15 protein-coding genes and 1 pseudogene are annotated in these 19,406 nt (G+C 64.0%); 8 read left to right on the top strand and 8 right to left on the bottom strand.

All coding sequences use genetic code 11. The annotated features are described in order from the left end of the window. From J2Y48_RS13375 to J2Y48_RS13360, 4 genes are all read right to left on the bottom strand, one after another. Positions 1-2,202, bottom strand: coding sequence for an RNA degradosome polyphosphate kinase (locus J2Y48_RS13375; RefSeq protein WP_310418538.1), 2,202 nt, complete (start codon positions 2,200-2,202; stop codon positions 1-3). Positions 2,203-2,268: 66 nt separating this feature from the next. After that, positions 2,269-2,970 (bottom strand): DnaA regulatory inactivator HdaA, encoded by a 702-nt coding sequence (gene hdaA, locus J2Y48_RS13370; protein ID WP_310418535.1) that lies wholly within the window; start codon positions 2,968-2,970, stop codon positions 2,269-2,271. An 11-nt stretch (positions 2,971-2,981) separates the two neighbouring features. Continuing rightward, on the bottom strand, positions 2,982-4,145 hold the full coding sequence (locus J2Y48_RS13365; protein ID WP_310418532.1) for an AI-2E family transporter: 1,164 nt from the start codon (positions 4,143-4,145) through the stop codon (positions 2,982-2,984). Next, positions 4,142-4,684, bottom strand: a complete 543-nt coding sequence (locus J2Y48_RS13360; RefSeq protein ID WP_310418530.1) for a CDP-alcohol phosphatidyltransferase family protein — start codon at positions 4,682-4,684, stop codon at positions 4,142-4,144. The genes J2Y48_RS13365 and J2Y48_RS13360 overlap by 4 nt, the downstream gene beginning before the upstream one ends. Positions 4,685-4,882: 198 nt before the next feature. Here J2Y48_RS13360 and purM point away from each other — a divergent pair, with 198 nt between their 5' ends. Both purM and purN read left to right on the top strand, forming a co-directional pair. Continuing rightward, positions 4,883-5,956, top strand: coding sequence for a phosphoribosylformylglycinamidine cyclo-ligase (purM, locus tag J2Y48_RS13355; RefSeq protein WP_310418527.1), 1,074 nt, complete (start codon positions 4,883-4,885; stop codon positions 5,954-5,956). Next, positions 5,953-6,621: a phosphoribosylglycinamide formyltransferase gene (purN, locus tag J2Y48_RS13350; protein WP_310418524.1), complete on the top strand. Its 669-nt coding sequence runs from the start codon at positions 5,953-5,955 to the stop codon at positions 6,619-6,621. The genes purM and purN overlap by 4 nt, the downstream gene beginning before the upstream one ends. A gap of 259 nt (positions 6,622-6,880) precedes the next feature. Here purN and J2Y48_RS13345 read toward each other — a convergent pair whose 3' ends face one another. Both J2Y48_RS13345 and J2Y48_RS13340 read right to left on the bottom strand, forming a co-directional pair. After that, positions 6,881-7,465 (bottom strand): NUDIX domain-containing protein, encoded by a 585-nt coding sequence (locus J2Y48_RS13345; RefSeq protein WP_310418521.1) that lies wholly within the window; start codon positions 7,463-7,465, stop codon positions 6,881-6,883. Next, complete coding sequence (locus J2Y48_RS13340) at positions 7,462-9,582, bottom strand: molybdopterin oxidoreductase family protein (protein ID WP_310418518.1); 2,121 nt, start codon at positions 9,580-9,582, stop codon at positions 7,462-7,464. Before J2Y48_RS13340 ends, J2Y48_RS13345 begins: the two co-directional genes overlap by 4 nt. Before the next feature lie 86 nt (positions 9,583-9,668). On the opposite strand from J2Y48_RS13340, the gene J2Y48_RS13335 reads away from it, so the two are divergent. The 4 genes from J2Y48_RS13335 (at position 9,669) to J2Y48_RS13320 (ending at position 12,565) form a co-directional block, all read left to right on the top strand. Next, a complete protein-coding gene (locus J2Y48_RS13335) occupies positions 9,669-10,532 on the top strand; it encodes a 23S rRNA (adenine(2030)-N(6))-methyltransferase RlmJ (RefSeq protein WP_310418516.1) in 864 nt (287 codons plus the stop codon). 115 nt (positions 10,533-10,647) lie between these two features. Continuing rightward, positions 10,648-11,109 carry a hypothetical protein gene (locus J2Y48_RS13330; protein ID WP_310418513.1) on the top strand — a complete coding sequence of 154 codons (462 nt, stop codon included), beginning with the start codon at positions 10,648-10,650 and terminating at the stop codon, positions 11,107-11,109. 3 nt (positions 11,110-11,112) lie between these two features. Next, positions 11,113-11,859, top strand: coding sequence for a ribonuclease T2 family protein (locus J2Y48_RS13325; RefSeq protein ID WP_310418510.1), 747 nt, complete (start codon positions 11,113-11,115; stop codon positions 11,857-11,859). Between the two features lie 115 nt (positions 11,860-11,974). Beyond that, a complete protein-coding gene (locus J2Y48_RS13320) occupies positions 11,975-12,565 on the top strand; it encodes a glutathione S-transferase (RefSeq protein WP_310418508.1) in 591 nt (196 codons plus the stop codon). Positions 12,566-12,825: 260 nt separating this feature from the next. Here J2Y48_RS13320 and J2Y48_RS13315 read toward each other — a convergent pair whose 3' ends face one another. After that, entirely contained in the window at positions 12,826-13,464 is a 639-nt protein-coding gene (locus J2Y48_RS13315) for a porin family protein (protein WP_310418505.1), read from the bottom strand. Between the two features lie 383 nt (positions 13,465-13,847). On the opposite strand from J2Y48_RS13315, the pseudogene J2Y48_RS13310 reads away from it, so the two are divergent. After that, positions 13,848-14,045, top strand: a pseudogene (locus J2Y48_RS13310) (short-chain dehydrogenase); the annotation flags it as partial. Then, entirely contained in the window at positions 14,042-16,093 is a 2,052-nt protein-coding gene (uvrC, locus tag J2Y48_RS13305) for an excinuclease ABC subunit UvrC (protein ID WP_310418503.1), read from the top strand. The pseudogene J2Y48_RS13310 and the gene uvrC, both read left to right, overlap by 4 nt. A 62-nt stretch (positions 16,094-16,155) precedes the next feature. On the opposite strand, the gene J2Y48_RS13300 is transcribed toward uvrC, so the two are convergent. Then, positions 16,156-19,236 carry a cadherin-like domain-containing protein gene (locus J2Y48_RS13300; RefSeq protein ID WP_310418500.1) on the bottom strand — a complete coding sequence of 1,027 codons (3,081 nt, stop codon included), beginning with the start codon at positions 19,234-19,236 and terminating at the stop codon, positions 16,156-16,158. Positions 19,237-19,406: the final 170 nt, after the last annotated feature.

Raw genomic sequence — 19,406 nt, 5'->3', positions numbered from 1 at the left:
TCACCGTTTGCGCTGGCTCTTCCAGCCGGCGATCGCTTTCGGAGCGCTCGACTTCAAGGCGCCGCCCCGGCCGGAAAGGCTCGGGTTCGTCATGAAATAGTGCTGCGCATTGAACGGCTCGGTTCCCTGCGGCACCTGCATGCGCCGCGAAGTGCCGTCCGGCAGGATCTCATAGCTCTGCTGGTTGTCGATCAGATTTCCCAGCATGATCTGCGATAGAACCTGTTCATGCACAGTGCGGTTGGTCAGGGGAACCAGCGTCTCGACCCGCCGGTCCAGGTTACGCGGCATCAAATCCGCGGAGCCTATATAGACGAGCGCATTCTCCGAGGGAAGCCCGTGACCGTTGCCGAAACAGAAGATGCGGGAATGTTCGAGGAAGCGGCCGACGATGGACTTGACGCGGATGTTGTCCGACAGGCCCGGCACCTGCGGGCGCAGGCAGCAGATGCCGCGCACCACCAGATCTATCTCCACCCCCGCCTGGCTGGCGCGATACAGCGCATCGATGATCTCCGGGTCCACCAGCGAGTTCATCTTCATCCAGATTGCCGCCGGCCGGCCGGTCCCGGCGTGTGCGATCTCCTGCTCGATGTGGTGGAGCATGCGCGGGCGCAGCGTATGCGGCGAAACGGCGATCTCCATATCGGCCTCGGGCTGGCCATAGCCGGTGATGAAGTTGAAAATGTTCGCCATGTCGTGGGCGATCGAGGGGTTGCAGGTGAAGAAGGAAAGATCGGTGTAGATCTTTGCCGTGACCGGGTGGTAGTTGCCCGTGCCGAGATGGCAGTAGCTGCGCAGCTTGCCTTCCTCGCGACGGACGACGAGCGACATCTTCGCGTGCGTCTTCAATTCGATGAAACCGAAGACGACCTGCACGCCCGCGCGCTCCAGGTCGCGCGCCCAGCGGATGTTCGCCTCCTCGTCGAAGCGGGCCTTGAGCTCGACCAGGGCGGTGACCGACTTTCCGGCTTCCGCCGCGTCGATCAGCGCGCGCACGATCGGGCTGTCGTTCGAGGTGCGGTAGAGGGTCTGCTTGATTGCCACGACCTCCGGATCGCGCGCAGCCTGGAGAAGGAACTGCACGACCACGTCAAAGGACTCATAGGGGTGATGGACGACCATGTCCTTTTCCCGGATGGCGGCGAAGCAATCTCCGGCGTGCTCGCGGACACGCTCGGGGAAGCGGGCATTGTAGGGCTCGAAACGCAGGTCGTCGCGCGGCGCCTTGGTGATCTCGTTCAGCGTGTTGAGCGCGAGAAGGCCGGGCAGGACCGCTACCCGGTTCTCCGGCACGCCGAGTTCGTTCACGACGAACTGGCGCAGCGACGCGGGCATGTCGGAATCGGTTTCAATGCGGATCACCGACCCGCGACGGCGGCGCTTCAGCGCCGTCTCGAAGAAGCGCACCAGATCCTCGGCCTCTTCCTCGACCTCAATGTCGCTGTCGCGAATGATGCGGAACGTGCCCGTTCCCTGCACCGAGTAGCCCGGAAAAAGCCTGTCAATAAACAGGCTTACGGCATCCTCGAGCGTGGTGTAACGGATCACGCCCTTATGATCGGGCAAACGGATGAAACGATCGAGCGCCGGCGGCAGGCGCAGCAGCCCCGTCATCGGGTGTCCATCGAGCTTGCTGGTCAGTTGCAGCCCCATCGAAAAGCCGAGATTGGGGATGAAGGGAAACGGATGGGCCGGATCGATGGACAGCGGTGTCAGCACCGGGAAGATCGACTGCTCGAACTCCTGGGCCAGCCAGGCGCGGTCTTCGGCCTTCAGGGCAGCCGGCCGGACGACGACGATGTCTTCCTTGGCAAGGTACTGCTGAAGCACCGCGAGCGACGCCTGCTGCTCCATCTGCAGGTTGTCGATTTCCTGGAGGATGTCGTCGAGCTGCTCGGCAGAGGTCTTGCCGTCCGGGCTGCGCATGGCGATGCCCTGCCGCACCTGGCCTTCGAGGCCGGCGACGCGCACCATGAAGAACTCATCGAGATTGGCAGCCGATATCGACAGGAAACGGACGCGCTCGAGCAGCGGATGGGCCGTGTTGAGGGTCTCCTCGAGGACGCGGCGATTGAACTGCAGCCAGGAAAACTCCCGGTTCACGAAGCGCTCGGGGCTGGTCATCAGGTCCGAGACGGGTACCACGTTCTCGCTCGCCGGCTGCTCCGTGCTTTCCACAGTCGTCGATATTCCGTCCATATCCATCACCGCCCCTTTGTTTTTGTTTCAGGCTCTTAGAGCAGTTTGACGACGGTTCTGTGACAGTCAATCCCCAAGCCCGTCGCCGTCTCCCTCGGCCATATCGCCGAGCACTTCCTGGGCCATGGCACGGGTGATGCGGCTGCCGCGCGCAAGCGCCAGGCGGTCGAGACGCTCGACCAACGTCTGGGCCGCGTCCAGCGAGCGCTCCATACGCGCCACCATGTAGGAGACGAGGCGGTCATCGACAAAGAGCTGGCGGTCGGCAAAGAGCTTGACGATGACCTGCGACAGCAACTCGTCGTCCGGCTCGCCGATCTCGACCACCGTCGCCGCCTTCAGCCGCGAGCGCAGGTCAGGCAGTTCGACCGGCCAGGACATCGGCCAGAGCCGCGTCGTCATCAGCAGCGTGTGGCCGAGCTGGCGGACATTGTTGATGACGTGGAACAGCGAACGGTCGTCGAAGCCGCGCCGGTCGACATCCTCGAAGAGCACGGGGCCGGCAGCCGCCGCCTCCTCTGCACCGGCGCCCTTGACCGGGTGGATCTCGACCGCCCCAGCCTTCTCGCGCCAGATCGTCGCCAGATGCGACTTGCCCGATCCAACCGGGCCGGCCAGGATCACAACCGGCGACGGCCAGTTCGGCCAGGCATCCACGACGGTTACCGCCGCACTCAATGGATCCGAGATCAGCAGGTCGTCCCGCCCGGAGGCAGGAACGTGCTGGAACGTAAGCGGCAATTGCTCGGTGGCCTTCGGCGATTTCATGCGATACTCGGTCACGGCTTCGTTTTCGAAGCCGTCTCTTTCTTCTTGGCGACAGGCGGATTGCCCTGACCGTGATAGAGGTCGCTGTCAAGGTAGCGCCGCAGGCCGAAGCGAACAAGCACGCCGACCGCGGCGGCGGCCGGCACGGCGACGAGCAGGCCGACGAAGCCGAACAGCGCGCCGAAGGCAAACAGCGCGAACATCAGCCAGACCGGGTGCAACCCGACCTGCTTGCCAACCAGTTTCGGCTGCAGGATGTTGCCCTCGATGAACTGGCCGGAGAAGAAAATGGCGATGACGGCGCCGATCCACAGGTAATCCGGCCAGAACTGCACGACCGCGACGCCGACCGAAAGCACCAGCCCGACCATCGAGCCGACATAGGGCACAAAGCTGATCATGCCGGCGAACAGCCCGATCAGGAGACCGAAGTTGAGGCCGACGGCCGTCAGGCCGATGCCGTAGAAGAGCCCGAGGATGATGCAGATCGAGCCCTGGCCGCGGACGAAGCCGGCAATCGCCGTGTTCATCTCGTCGGCGATCTGGCGCACGCTTTCAACATGTTCGCGCGGGACCCAGCTGTCCACCTTGGCAATCATTCGGTCCCAGTCGAGAAGCAGATAGAAGGCGACGACCGGCGTGACGATCAGAAGCGAAGCGATGTCGACGAGCGCGAGCCCGGAATTCCAGATCTGTTTGAAGATCGTGCCGAGAAGTCCCGCTCCTTCAGCAAGCACGCCGGCAAAACCTTGCTTGATCGTGCCCATCTGGCTTGAGATCCAGGGCGGCAGGATGTCCGGGTCGAAGCTCGTCACCAGCGACTGCAATTGCGCGAGATAGCCCGGCAGCTTGGAAAGAAGATCGGAGGCCTGTGTCGCCAGTAGCGGAATGACGATCATCAGCGACAGCGCGAAGAGGATGAGGAAGGCGACCAGGATGACGACGGTCGCCATGGTGCGGCTGAGCCCGAGGCGCTCCAGCCGGTCGGCGACGGGATCGAGGAAATAGGCGAGCGCCATGCCGGCGACGAAGGGCAGCAGGATCGAGCTGAACACCAGCAGGAACAGGACGAGACCTGCAAGGGCAAGCAGCCAGAAGACCACTTGCCGCTTCAGTCCGGCGCCACTGACGTGCGTCGCGGTTGGTCTTTGCTGTTCGATCTCGTGGCCCTTCAAGTTGCCGTGACTCCCCGCATGAGGCGCATCCATATGTTGAAATAGGCCGCGCCCGAGAGAATGGTCAAGGTGGCGGTCGCAACGATCACCGCCCAGACGACATCATCGGCCGCGAAGGCAAAGGCGAGGTCAGCAAGCACGAGCACGACGAGAAACACCTGCGCAGCCGTATTCGCCTTCGAGACCAGGATCGGCTTTATCTCCAGTGCCTTGCCCTGGAGGCGCGCGACACCGACTGCGACAACGATGAGAACGTCACGCCCGACCACGAGCAGAACCAGCCACGCCGGCAGGAAGCCGAGAAAGCCGAGCAGGCCGTAGGCGCTGGCCATCAACAGCTTGTCGGCGATCGGATCGAGCCAGGCGCCGAATTCGGAGTGCTGGTTCCACCGCCGCGCCAGGTAGCCGTCGATGGCGTCCGACAACCCGGCCGCGAGGAAAATGAAAAAGGCGACTTGCAGCCGTCCTTCCAGAAGCGCCCAGGCAAAGACCGGAACGGCTAGAAGCCGTGCAACCGTGATCATGTTCGGTATCGTCATCGCCTGCCAAAAATCCTTTCCCACCCGATTTGCAACGCAATGTGGAGCCGATGACAAGCGAATTAAAGCCCCAGGGCGAGAACGGCGAACGGTCACCGGCAAAAACGTGAAAAAGGCCCGGCCGATGCGGGCATTGCGCTTGCACTTCCGCCCCCGACGTGCCAATCGGGCGCAAACACCACCAGCGGAGATCCGAGCATGAGCCAGTCTGGGAAAAACGGCCTGACCTATAGCGACGCGGGCGTCGACATCGACGCAGGCAACCTGCTGGTCGAGAAGATCAAGCCGGCCGTCCGTTCCACGCGCCGCCCCGGCGCCGATGGCGAGATCGGCGGCTTTGGCGGCCTGTTCGACTTGAAGGCAGCCGGCTTCACCGATCCGGTGCTCGTGGCAGCCAATGACGGCGTCGGCACCAAGCTGAAGATCGCCATCGACGCGGACAAGCACGACACCGTCGGCATCGACCTCGTCGCCATGTGCGTCAACGACCTTGTCGTACAGGGCGCCGAGCCACTGTTCTTCCTCGACTACTTCGCCACCGGCAAGCTCGACCCCGACCAGGGCGCTGCGATCGTCGGCGGCATCGCCGAGGGCTGCCGGCAAGCCGGCTGCGCGCTGATCGGCGGCGAGACGGCGGAAATGCCGGGCATGTATGCCGGCGGCGACTACGACCTTGCCGGGTTCGCTGTCGGCGCCGCCGAGCGCGGAAAACTGCTGCCGGCCGGCGACATCGTCGAGGGCGACGTGATCCTCGGGCTTGCTTCCTCCGGCGTCCACTCGAACGGCTATTCGCTGGTGCGCAAGATCGTGGCGCTGTCCGGCCTTGGCTGGGACGCCCCTGCCCCATTCGCGGCCGGCCAGACACTGGCCGAGGCGCTGATGACGCCGACGAAGATCTACGTGAAGCCGCTTCTGAAGGCGATCCGCGAGACCGGCGCGATCAAGGCGCTCGCCCACATCACCGGCGGCGGCTTTCCGGAGAACATTCCGCGCGTACTGCCGAAGCATCTCGCCGCCGAGATCGATCTCAGCGCGGTGAAGGCGCCGGCGGTATTCTCCTGGCTGTCGAAGACTGGCGGCGTCGCCGCCAATGAAATGCTGCGCACCTTCAACTGCGGCGTCGGCATGATCGCGGTCGTCTCGCCTGGCGACGTCGAGAAGGTGAGCGCCGTCCTTGCCGCGGAGGGCGAGACCGTGTTCAGACTCGGCCGCATGATCGCCCGCGAAGACGGTGCCGCCGGCACCAACTACAAGGGCACACTCGCCCTATGACATCCGGCGCCCCCCGCAAGCGCGTCGTCGCCTTCATCTCCGGCAGCGGCTCGAACATGCTGCGGCTGGCGCAGGAATGCGCAGCGGAGGGCTTTCCGGCCGAAATCGTCGCGGTGTTCTCCGACAAGGCGGACGCGGGCGGGCTGGAGAAGGCGCAAGCGCTCGGCATTCCGACCTTCGTTTTTGTGCGCAAGGATTTTGCCTCGAAGGAGGCGCATGAGGAGGCGATCCTCGCCGAACTGGAGCGCCAGCGGCCGGATATCGTCTGCCTTGCCGGCTACATGCGGCTGCTGTCGGGACGCTTCATCTCCCGGTACGAAGGGCGGATCCTCAACATTCACCCCTCGCTCCTCCCCCTCTTCCCCGGCCTCGACACCCATCGCCGCGCCATCGAGGCAGGGGTCAAGATCGCCGGCTGCACCGTCCATTTCGTCACCGAGGGCATGGACGAGGGCCCGGCGATCGTCCAGGCCGCCGTCCCGGTGCTTGCCAGCGACACGCCGGCCGACCTTGCCGCCCGTGTGCTCACCGTCGAACACCAGGCCTATCCGCTGGCGCTGAGGCTGGTGGCCGAGGGCAGCGTACGGATGGAGGATGGCAAGGTCATCACAGCCGGCTCGGGCGAAAGCCGGCCGAATGAATCGCTGATCTCCTCCGGTCGCTGATAGACGCCCTACTGTCGAACGACCGCTTTCCATCATCCCGCCCTTGAGCCGGGAGCGCCGCGTCCGCGGGGACTAGAAGTCCTTTGCGCTCAAGGACTTGAGCGCAAAGGATGCCGGATCAAGTCCGGCATGACGGTGAGTTAGGTGCCGTTCGCACACCTAGGCGGGCGATCCGAGATTTGTTGGCCAGGCGAACCGAGCAGCGCGGCAAGCTGGCTCAACTCTCCGCTTCATGCCTATCGGACGGCGGGTTCTGCGACTACTTCCGCTGCAGCAACGCCCATTGGACCAGCATGATCGTCTTGGCGTCGCAGATCTCGCCGGTTTCGATCATCCTCGCGGCATCGTCGAGCTTCACCTCGACCACCTCGATGTCCTCGTGCTCGTGGTCAAGGCCGCCCCCTTCACCTTCGCGGATCGAGGCGTCGATCTCGGCGGCGAAGAAATGGATGATTTCTGTTACGGCACCCGGGCTCATGAACACCCTAAACAGCGACTTCACCGCGTCGATGCGGTAGCCGGTTTCCTCCATCACCTCGCGGCGGATGACGTCGGCGGGATTGTCGCCGTCGAGCAGGCCAGCGGGCGTTTCCAGGAGCCAGCCGGAGTGGCCGTTCTGGTGGGCGGGCATCCGGAACTGGCGGACGAGGATGATCGTGTCGCGCTTCGGGTCGTGCAGCAGGATCGTCGCGCCGTTGCCGCGGTCGTAGACCTCGCGCTTCATCCGCACCGTCTCGCCGTCCGAGCGGGTGTAGTCGAAGGTGACATTGCGAAGGTGATACCAGTTGTCCGAAAGCGTCTTGTCCGAGACGATCTCGACCTTCGCGTTGCGGAACTTCGTCATGCCGTCTCTTTCACAAGCCAGACGCGGTTGTCATGCACGGCCGCCCCGCCGTAGGGAGCGACAGGATCGCCACCGGTGAGGACGTTGATGCCTTCGCCGTCGAGATGGGCGTCGTTCGGCCAGACGCCTTCGGCAATTAGCACGCCGTGCTTCGTCTCGCTCGTCACCTTCGCGTGGAGGCGGATGTCGCCGCGCACATTGCCGAGCCTGACGATATCGCCATCAGCCACCCCGTTGGCCTCGGCGTCAGCGGGATGGATCATCACCTCCGGCCGGCCCTCGCGTTCGCGCGACCACTTCATCTCGGTGAAGCTGGAGTTGAGGTAGGTGCGCGCCGGCGGGGTGGCGAGGCGGAACGGATGGGCCGCGTCGACCGTCTCGATCACTGCGACATAGTCCGGGAATTCCGGCAGCGCCTGATGCGGCCCCAAAACGCCGATCGAGGCCGGCGGCTGGTTCGGCGCGGGCGTGGCAAGCCAGTCCGGGCGGAAGCGGAACCTGCCGTCCGGATGGCCGAAGCCGTTGGCGAAATGCGCGGTCTCGAAATCCGGCTGGCAGTCGATCCACTTTGCTTCCGCAAGCCCGTCGTAGTCCATCTCGTAATGCGGCAGCATGCGGGTGATGTGCTCGCGTTCCGAAAGGCCGAAGCCCGGGAGGTGGTCGACACCGAGACGCTTGGCCAGTTCGTCGATGACGAAGAGGTTCGTGCGCACCGTCGAGGGTGGTTCGACGAGTTTCGGACCGAGCAGGATGTGCTGGTGGCCGCCGCCGCGATAGAGGTCGTCATGCTCGACGAACATGGTGGCGGGCAGGACGATGTCGGCGAGCTTCGCGGTATCCGTCATGAAATGCTCGTGGACGGCGACGAACAGGTCATCGCGCAGGAAACCGCGTTTCACCAGCCGCTGCTCCGGAGCGATGTTGGCCGGATTGGTGTTCTGGATCAGCATGGCCGTCACCGGACCGCGGTGGCGCAACGCCACCGGATCGCCGGTCAAGACGCGGCCGATCTGCGACTGGTCGAGCTCGCGAATGTCCGGGTCGACCATGTCGAGGCCCATCAGCTCGCGCTTGTCGAGCCGGTAGATGCCGCCATTGTTGTGGAAGGCGCCGCCGCCCTCGTGCTGCCAGGAGCCGAGCACGGTCGCGACCGAAACGGCCGCATGCATCGAGACCGAGCCGTTGCGGCTGCGGGTAAAACCGTAGCCGAGACGGAAGAAGGTGCGCTTGGTTTCGCCCACAAGGCGGGCGAAGGCCTCGATCTCCTCGACGCCAAGCCCGGTGATCGCTGCAGCCCATTCCGGGCCGCGTGTCGAAAGATGCGCCTCGAGCCCGGCCGGGTCGTCGGCGAACGTTTCCATGTAGGCGCGGTCGGCATAGCCGTCACGGAAGGCGATGTGCATGACGGCGCAGGCAAGTGCTGCATCAGTACCGGGACGCAGCTTCAGCGCCATGTCGGCCTGCTTCATCGTCGGGTTGTCGTAGATGTCGATGACGACGAGCTTGGCGCCGCGCTCCTTGCGCGCCTTCACCGCGTGGGTCATCACGTTGACCTGGGTGGAAACGGCGTTGGTGCCCCAGATGACGACGCAATCAGCCTTCGCCATCTCCCGCGGATCCGGGCCGCGCAGGCTGCCGGTGCCCATCACATAGCCGGTCCAGGCGGTGTTGGTGCAGATACTGTCGAAGAAGCCGGAATAGCGCTTGGCGTGACGCAGGCGATCGATGGAATCGCGCTGCACCTGCCCCATCGTGCCGGCATAGTAGTAGGGCCAGACCGCCTCGCTGCCATGCGCCTGTTCGGCTCTGACGAAGGCTCCCGCAATCTCGTCGAGCGCCGCCTCCCACGAGATCTCCTCCCAGTCGCCACCGCCCTTTGCCCCCATGCGGCGCAACGGCTTCATCAGCCGGTCGGGATGGTACAGCCGGTCGGCATAGCGGGCGACCTTGGCGCAGATGACGCCGGCCGTGTAGCTGTTGTCGGCGCTGCCGCGCACCTTGCCGATCCGCCCGTCGGCGCCGATCTCGATGTCGAGCGCGCAGGTGGAGGGACAATCGTGCGGACAGGCCGAGTGGCCGATCGTGGGTTTGCCGAGATTGGGGGTCGCAAGGTTCATGGCTTTTCTATATTCCAGAGCGAGAGCGCCAAGAAGGCAGAATTTTCTTCCTATCGCAACATTCGTCGAGGCCTCACGGGAAAGCAATGAACTATCGCCACATCTACCATGCGGGCAACTTCGCCGACGTTCTCAAGCACGCGGTGCTGGCGCGGCTCGTCACCTACATGCAGGGCAAGGACAAAGCGTTCCGCGTCCTCGATACCCACGCCGGAATCGGCCTCTACGACCTGTCCAGCGAGGAGGCACAGAAGACAGGCGAATGGCGTGACGGGATCGGCCGGCTGCTCGACGGCGAGTTGCCGACGGACATCGCCGCGCTGCTTGCGCCCTATCTCGATGCGGTCAAGGCGCTCAATCCCGAGGGCGGCGTCCGGCTTTATCCCGGCTCGCCGAAGCTTGCCCGTGTCCTGTTCCGCCCGCAGGACCGCCTTTCTGCGATGGAACTGCACCCCGACGACTACGAAACCCTGCACCGCCTGTTCGACGGCGACTTCCAGAGCCGAATCACCTGTCTCGACGGCTGGCTGGCGCTCGGCGCGCACGTGCCGCCGAAGGAGAAGCGCGGCATCATCCTCGTCGATCCACCGTTCGAGAAAGAAGGCGAGTACGAACGGCTGGCGGACGGATTGGCCAAGGCCTACCGGCGCTTTGCTGGCGGCACGTACTGCCTTTGGTATCCGCTGAAGAGGGGCGCGCCGATCGCCGACTTCCACAGGGCACTGAAGGAACTCGAGATCCCGAAGATGCTGTGCGCTGAGCTTTCGGTCCGCAGCGACCGCGAGACGACGGGACTGACCGGCTCCGGCCTCATAGTCGTCAACCCGCCCTATACGCTCAAGGCCGATTTGGAGAAGCTGCTGCCGTTCCTGAAGGAAAAGCTACGGCAGGATCGCTTCGCCTCTGCGCGCAGCTTCTGGCTTGCCGGCGAAGCACAACTCGCCTCTTGACCACACCCGGTCCGGGCCGCAATCTGCAGCGTAGGTGTGAGGACGCTGGTGGCGGCCGGCATACCAAGTGGAGCGCTGCCGATCGCTATTGCAGCGAGTCGGCCCGGAGGGGAACATGTTCGCACGCGCCGCAGCCCTGTCAGCATGCCTTGTCACCGGTCTCCTTGTCACAGCGGCGAACGCCGCCGACTACGGCACCTATGTCGAACCTCGGCCGACCTACGCGGCCGCCCGGCCGTCAGGCGCCTGCACCGACCCAGGCGTGCTTCGCTTCATCACCCACCGATTCGAATACAAGGCAGCGAACTACATCCGGCAAGATCTGTCGATCTACGAAATCCGCCGCATGCAACTGACCGGGTTCGAGCCGTTCAACCAGTACATCTCGTCGGTCCAGCGCGAATATTGCCTCGCCGAAGCGACGCTGACGGACGGGAGCCATCGCCCGCTGTTCTACCTGATCGAACGGCCCTGGGGCTTTGCCGGAGTCGGGCGCAGCATCGAGTTCTGCATTCCGGACCTCGATCCCTGGTATGTGTACGGCGCCCATTGCGCGTCGCTTCAGCCGTCCTATTGAGCCGTGCCCGATCCGGATACGACTGACCGGCGCCCTGCCGCCCGTCTTGCCGCGCTTCTGCTTGCTGCCGCCCTGCCGCTGGCTCTTGCCGGATGCGGCGAAGAAGCCCCACAGTCTAACAGTGGGAAGCCGGCCGCCTCCGCCGGCGAAACGGTCGCCGTCAAGGCGCCGGCACCGCTGGGGCACGGCTTCGACTTTTACGTGCTGTCGCTGTCCTGGTCGCCGACCTGGTGCATGGACAACGATGCGGCCGGCCGCGGCGAGCAGTGCCGCAGCGGCCGCAACGCCGGCTTCATCGTGCACGGCCTGTGGCCGCAGTTCGAGCGCGGCTTTCCGGAATACTGCCGCTCGCGCGAACCCGACCGGGTGCCGGCGGGGCTCGGCCGTCAGTATCTGGACATCATTCCGTCGTTGGGCCTGATCGGACATCAGTGGCGCAAGCACGGCAGTTGCTCGGGACTGTCGCAGCGCGACTATCTCGCCGCCACCCGCGCGGCCTTCGCCCGTATCGCCATCCCCGACAGCCTGGAAGAGGGGTCCGGCGAGCGGCTGGCCACAGACGCGATCGAAGCGGCGCTGGTTGCGACCAATCCGGGACTGAGCGAACGCGGCATCGCCGTGACCTGCGACGGGGGCCGACTCGATGAGATCCGCATCTGCATGACGCCGGGCCTCGATTTCCGCGATTGCCCCGAGGTCGATCGGACCGCCTGCAAGGCGAAGACCATAACCCAGCCGCCGGTTCGCTAGAGACTTTCGGCTTTTCACCGAATCGCGAAAATGCTCTAACCTCCTGTTTTTACGCGCGCCCCGCGCCTTTTGCTGGAATCGGCCCCAGTCGGACCATTCAATCAGGAGAACATACGTGAAGATCTTCTATTCGCCGGCCTCACCCTACTCCACAAAGGTGCGCATGGCGGCCCACTACAGCGGGCTTGATGCCGAGCATATCGCTGTCGACACCACGGCCGATCCGGCGGAGTTGATCGCCGCCAATCCACTCGGCAAGATCCCGACGCTCGTGACCGACAGCGGCCTGGCCGTTTTCGACAGCCGCGCGATCATGCAGTTCATCGACCGCGAGACCGGCCGCAAGCTCTATCCGCGCGCAAGCGCCAAGCGGACGGAGGCAGAGGTGCTCGAAGCGACCGCGGACGGTATCTGCGATTGCCTGCTGGCGATCGTCTATGAGAAGCGCTTCCGGCCCGAAGACAAGGTTCACCAGCCTTGGATCGACCGGCAATGGGGCAAAGTGGAACGCGCGCTCGACCTGCTCGAGGGCAACATGCCGCGGCTCGGCAAGAAGCCGCACGGCGGCCATTTCGCGCTGGCCGCCATGCTGCGCTACATCGAGCTGCGCTTCGCCGGACAATGGCAGCGGGGCCGGCCGAAGCTGAAGCGCTACCTGGCAAAGTTCGAGGCGGCGTTCCCGGACTACTCGAAGTTCAAGGATTGAGGGGCGCGCGCCGTCCCTACCCGTCATGCCGGACCCGATCCGGCATGACGCCACGGCGCGTCTGCGCCGTGCAGGACCAATGGCCGTCGGTTTGTTTTGAATCTCACGCGCGATGGACATCACGCGATGGATGCCGGATCTGGTCCGGGATGACAGAAGTGGAGTGCCACCGTAGACGACGGCCGAGGACGGCCTATTCGCCTATGCAAAAAGGCCGGGCGATTGCGCCCGGCCTTTCAATGTCTGCCTGATCGGCTGGATCAGAACTTGTAGCCCATGCCGACGCGGACGCTCTGCTCGTCCTGGCCGGCCCGGACGTTGCCGGAGTCGAGGCTGAACTTCTTGTCGCCGTAGTCGGTGTAACGGTACTCGACGCGGGCCGTGACGTTATCGGTGACGAAGCCTTCGGCACCAACGCCGGCGGTCCAGCCGTACATGGTGCGCTTGTCGGACGAGGTGTCGTCTTCCATCTTCGAGCGCGCGACGGCAACACCGCCCGTGCCGTACAGCAGGACCGGGTTCAGATCGACGCCGACGCGGGCGCGCAGCGAACCGTTGACGCCCTGCTTGGCCTCGCGGGTGGCATTCTTCGAGTCGATGCCCGAGTAGTTCACGTCGGCTTCACCACCGTAAACCAGCTGGCCGTTCTGCATGTTGTAGCCGCCATAGACGCCGCCGCCAAAGCCGTTGGCGCCGTTGCCGCTCTGCTTCTCGAAGTTGCCATGCTGCCAGGTGACCGTACCACCCGCGTAGCCACCGGCCCAGTTGCCGCCGACGGGCTCGGAGTAATCCGCAGCCGGAGCCTGCGGGATTTGGTCGACGGCGTCGGCCGCATGAGCCGCCTGGAAGGCAGCGATCGACATTGCGGAAGCCATCAGGGTGATGATCAGGGTGCGCATGCTATTCTCCTTTGCATTTCCATACCGACGGCAAACTATAGGCCAATTCGGTATTACTAATATACGGTTCAGACCGCCCGCTTGAGATCAAATTGAATAAAGATTGAGGATTTGAAAGAGCCAAAATGTGGAATTTTCGTGGCAACGGCGTGATCAGATTAAGATGTTGCTTTCCAACAACAGGTAATTTGTTAACCATAAATCCAAAAGCATCAAATATACTTCAAAAACCGCTTTGAATATTACAATGAAGACACGTTTTGTTAATTTCTCTGGAAACTCTCACCTTGTCCGGCTTAAGCAGACGCGTTATTCGAGATTTCTCGGATTGAACAAGCAACGGTGACGCAATACGGGCAGAATGTTCTTCATAGGACGCTGCAAACGAACTGCAGAGCGGAGACGATTTCCGGGCGCAGACCGATGCGCTCCCGCTTCGATCCGGTCCGCAGCTTGAGGAATTCGGCCGGTCGGTTCGCTTTTTGTTCGACACGCCATCGATTACCGGGCAAATGATGGCTTTGGACGGCAGGCAGCAGCTCGCCTGGAAGACGCCAGACGTGGCGGAGATCGCGGAATGACCACCGGAAGGCCAATCGAGGATGGCGGCATCCTCTATGACGAGAACGAACGGGACGACGAGGAGGATCTGGCAGCCGAGGCCCAGCCCGCCCCCTCACCGCTGCCCGCGATCGAGTGGTCGGAAACGGTCGACGTGCAGGAAGGACTGCGCGGCGCGGAGCTGATCCAGGCCTTCGTCAAGCGCCTGCCGAACAGTCCCGGCGTCTACCGCATGTTCAACGAGGCCGGCGACGTGCTCTATGTCGGCAAGGCGCGCAGCCTGAAGAAGCGCGTCAACAACTACGCGCTCGGACGCGGCCACTCCAATCGAATCGGTCGGATGATTCGCGAGACGGCCAACATGGAGTTCGTCACGACGCGCACCGAGACCGAGGCGCTGCTGCTCGAGGCGAACCTGATCAAGCGGTTGCGCCCGCGCTTCAACGTGCAACTGCGCGACGACAAGTCGTTTCCCTATATCCTCCTGACAGCCGACAGCCGCGCGCCGGCGATATTCAAGCATCGCGGCGCCCGCAGCCGCAAGGGCGACTACTTCGGACCCTTCGCCTCGGCTGGCGCCGTCGGGCGGACGATCAACTCACTGCAACGCGCGTTCCTCCTGCGCACCTGCACCGATAGCGTGTTCGAGAGCCGCACTCGGCCCTGCCTGCTCTACCAGATCAAGCGCTGCTCAGCGCCCTGCACCCATGAGATCAGCGACGCCGGCTATGCCGACCTGGTGCAGGAGGCGAAGGATTTTCTGTCCGGCAGGAGCCAGAACGTGAAGGGCCAGATCGCAGCCGCGATGAACGAGGCGGCGGAGGAGCTGGATTTCGAGCGCGCCGCCGTCTACCGCGACCGGCTGGCGGCGCTGAGCCATGTCCAGAGCCACCAGGGCATCAACCCCGCCGGCGTCGAGGAGGCCGACGTCTTCGCCATCCACCACGAGGGCGGGATCTCGTGCATCCAGGTGTTCTTCTTCCGCACCGGCCAGAACTGGGGCAACCGCGCCTACTTCCCGAAGGCCGACCCGCAGCTTACAGGTGCCGAGGTGCTGAACGCGTTCCTGGCGCAGTTCTACGACGACAAGCCCTGCCCGCGGCAGATCCTGCTGTCCGAAAAGATCGAGGAACTGGACCTGCTCGCCGCGGCGCTGAGCGAGAAGTCCGGCTACAGGGTGTCGATCCTAGTGCCACAGCGTGGCGAGAAGAAGGATTTGGCCGACCAAGTGCTGGCGAACGCGCGCGAGGCGCATGGCCGCAAGCTCGCAGAAACCGCCTCGCAATCCCGGCTGCTGGAGGGCTTCGCGCAGACCTTCAAGCTGCCCTACGTGCCGCGGCGGATCGAGATCTACGACAACTCGCACATCATGGGCACGAACGCGGTGGGTGGAATGGTGGTCGCCGGCCCGGAAGGTTTCGTCAAGAACCAGTACCGGAAGTTCAACATCCGGTCGACCGACATCACGCCGGGCGACGATTTCGGCATGATGCGCGAGGTGATGACGCGGCGCTTCTCCCGTCTGATCAAGGAAGAGGGCCTGCCCGACCGCAGCGCCGATGCGGGCGCGGACAAAGGCGCCGACGCCGCTGACCTGCCCTTCCCCGCCTGGCCGGACGTGATTCTCGTCGACGGCGGACAGGGGCAGATGACCGCGGTGCGGACGATCCTGGGGGACCTCGGCATCACCGACCAGGTGATCGCGATCGGCGTCGCCAAGGGTGCCGACCGCGAGGCGGGCCGCGAGCGCTTCTTTGCCACCGGCACGCCGGACTTCTCGCTGCCGCCGCGCGATCCGGTGCTCTACTTCGTCCAGCGCCTGCGCGACGAGGCGCATCGGTTTGCCATCGGCTCGCACCGGGCGCGGCGCAAGAAGGAGATGGTGAAGAACCCGCTCGACGAGATCGCCGGGATCGGACCGAGCCGCAAGCGCGCGCTGCTGCAGCACTTCGGCACGGCAAAAGCGGTGTCGCGCGCCGGCATCTCGGATCTCATGGCCGTCGAGGGCATTTCCGAAAGCGTCGCCCGGCTGGTCTACAACCATTTTCATGAGGACGCGGCACGTTAGATGCCAGATGCAGGGCGTGTCGATCATCGGCGGACGGGTCGACCGACCACCGGGGACGTCCGCTACAGCAGGAAATCGCCCTTCGCGAACGCGACGCTACCTGTGACGAGAATGCTGAAATCGGCCCTGCCGTCGCCATCCGTATCGCCAAGGACAAGCGTGTCGCTGCCGCTCTTCTGATAGCGCAGTTCGCCCGCGCATTTCGTGAAAGCGGACTTGCCGATAAAGACGAAGGCGTTGTCCGCGCTGCTTGCCTGGCGGGCGTCGATACCGCTGAGATCGATCCGATCGCCGGCAGCCTTCGAAAAGTCCACGATGGTGTCCCGACCGCCAATGGCAGCCGTGCTGTCCGATACGGAACGGAACACGAAGGTGTCACAACCCGAACCGCCGGACAGCGTATCGGCGCCGGCATCGCCGTCGATCTTGTCGCTGCCGTTACCGCCGTAGATCCTGTCGTTTCCTCTTCCGCCATAAAGCACATCGTTGCCATCGAGACCTTTGAGGACATTGTCGGCCGCATTGCCGACGATGCGGTTGGAGAGCGCATTGCCCGTGCCGGAGTGGCTGCCCGTGCCGGTCAGGACCAGCCGCTCGACATGATCGGCAAGGGTGTAGCTGCAGCCTGCCTCGACGGTGTCCGTGCCGCCGCCGGCGGCCTCGACCACTGTGTCGCCGGCACAGTTCACCACGTAGGTGTCGTTGCCGGCGCCGCCCAAGAGGGTGTCCGCGCCGGCACCGCCGTTCAAGACATCGTTTCCGTTGCCGCCATCAAGACGATCGTCACCGGCGCCGCCCGAAAGCCTGTCATTGCCATCGAGCCCCTTGAGGACGTTCGCACCGGCATTGCCGGTGATCGTGTTGCTCTGGGCGTTTCCGGTGCCGCTGTAGTTTCCGGCTCCGATCAGGACCAGCTTTTCGACGTTCTCGGTCAGCGTGTAGCTCCGACTCGCCTGGACCGTGTCCGTTCCGCCATTGGCGGCTTCGATGACCTTGTCCCCGGCATTGTCGACCACATAGCTGTCGTTGCCGGCCTCGCCCTTCAGCGCGTCTGCCCCGCTGCCGCCGTCGAGCAGATCGTTGCCGGCGCCGCCGCGAAGCGTATCCTCTCCGCCCTTGCCGTACATCAGATCGCCGTAACTGGTCCCGGTCAGACGGTCAGCGCCGCTCGTCCCGGAAAAGATGTCGGCCGAGATGCCCATGACGGTCAGGGTAATGGTCGCGGTCGCGGTGCCACCCCTGCCGTCCGACACGGTGTAGCTGATGACGACCGTGCGGGTGTCGCCGTCACCGATGTTCGGGTTTGCCCCGCCCATCGGATTGTAGATCAGCATCTTCTTCGCATCGATCATCACCGAGCCGAAGCCGGAGACGATCTTTGCGTTGAGCATCGTCAGGTTGTCGTTGTCCGCGTCGATCACGGCATCGGCAACCTCGATCGTGAACAGCGCGTTCTCGTAGGTCGAGCCCGTCACCACCCTGGCGACGGGGTCGTCGTTGACCTCCGCGACGTCAAAGGTGATCTTGCGGATGAAGGGATCGGTGTCGACGCCGCCGTGGTCCTTGCCGCCATCGTCAACAACATTGAAGGACAGGGCGCCGAGCCCGACCCCGTTGAGGTTCTGGCCCACGGCCCAGACAAGCTTGCCAGCCTCGATGTCTGCGGCCTTGATCTCCTGCCCGGGGACGACGATCCTGCCATTCACCGTCAATGTGCCGTTCGCCGGCACCGCGATGATCTTCACGGCCTTCAGCGCATCGCCATTGGCGTCCCTGAAACCGAAGTCCTCGACTGAAAAGACATAGCTGCCGTCTTCCTTGATGTATCGGATCGTGCTTTCACCGCTCGGGGCGTCGTTGATGGCCCGGAAAACCTTTTCGTAGATGTGAACGCCATCCGCAGCCTTGGCCTGCCAGGTCAAGGCGAGGCCGCCGTCCGCAAGCGCAACGATCCCGGGCGAACCGTGTAGTTCCGCGGTGGTGCCGTCCAACGGCTCCTCGATCTCCATGCGCGCGGTGCCGCTCGCATTGAAGACCTTGAGCACGATTCTGTATCCATCCTTGTCTTGCGTGGCCCAGGCTACGGCGAAGCCGCCGCCTGCCAACGCCACGACGCATGGACTGCTTTGCAGGCCCTGGGTATAGCCATTGACTGCAATGTCGCCGGCAATACGGGTCTTGCCATCCGCATTGTAGACCTGCATCGCCAGGCCGCCGTCAGGATCGTGCAAGGTCGAACCGCGCCACAGGACAACGAAACCGCCATCCTTCAGGGCCGTCACGACCGGATCGTGCTGCTCGCCATCGGTATGGCTGTTGACGGCGAAGTCGGTCTGGGCGCGCGCGGTGCCGTCGGCGTTGAAGATCTGCAGGGCGATACCGTCGGCGTCATTGTGCCGGTCGCCTTCCCAGGCAACCACGAAACCGCCGTCGGCAAGGGCGGTGACGGCCGGATTGCGTTGCAGGCAGGCCTTGCCCGAAGAGATCGCAACGGCTGCATCCGTCTGCAACGTGCCGTCAGCGTCGAATATCCGCATGCGCAAACCGAGGGTGTCCCCCTCGGCAGGTGCCGCCTCGTAGACGACCGCAAAGCCGCCGCCGGCAAGCGCCACGATCTTGTAGCCTGGCTGGCTTTCCGCGTTAAAGCCGTCGATGGACAAGTCGGTTGCGTTCCCGTCCCGATGGTACACTCGGAGCGACAGGCCGCCCGCTTCGCCCGGCGCACCGGCGGTGGTCCAGGCGATCACGTAGCCGCCGTCGGCGAGCGTGGAAATCTGTGGCGCAAACTGATCGCCGTCCGTTTGCGCATTCACGGTCGTTGCAGCGTCGCCCAGCGCCTTGCCGTCGCGATCGAACAGGCGCACGGCAATCCCCGCATCGTCGTTCGCGGTCTCGCCGCTCCAGACCATGGCGAAGCCGGTATCTGAAAGAGCCGTCAGTTGCGGCACGAACTGGGCGGATTGCGTGGGGACTGAAAATTCCATCTTCGACCGGAGCGTGCCATCGGCATTGAAAACGCAGAGCAGCACGTCAGCGACGCCATCCGCAGGGACGCTGCCCCAGGCAACCGCAAAACCGCCGTCGGCAAGAGTCACGACATCGCTCTGGTACAAATCCTGTGCCAGATAGCCGTCAACCGACAAACGTTCTCCGCCGACGATCCCCATAGAGGATCCACCCTTTCCAAACTCGATGCTGTTTTGCTGCGACGCGCGAAAATAGCCAAATGCAACCCAAGGTCAATGGGGTCGCACCGGCAAAACGCGCTTTTTGTCGAAAAACGAACACGAACCGCAAATTATTCGAAGAAAAA

It is taken from the genome of Mycoplana sp. BE70 (genome assembly GCF_031455855.1).
In the GTDB taxonomy this organism is placed as follows: Bacteria; Pseudomonadota; Alphaproteobacteria; order Rhizobiales; family Rhizobiaceae; genus Mycoplana.
The sequence above is the reverse complement of the archived record's forward strand: the minus strand, read 5'-3'. Positions and strand labels throughout refer to the sequence as shown.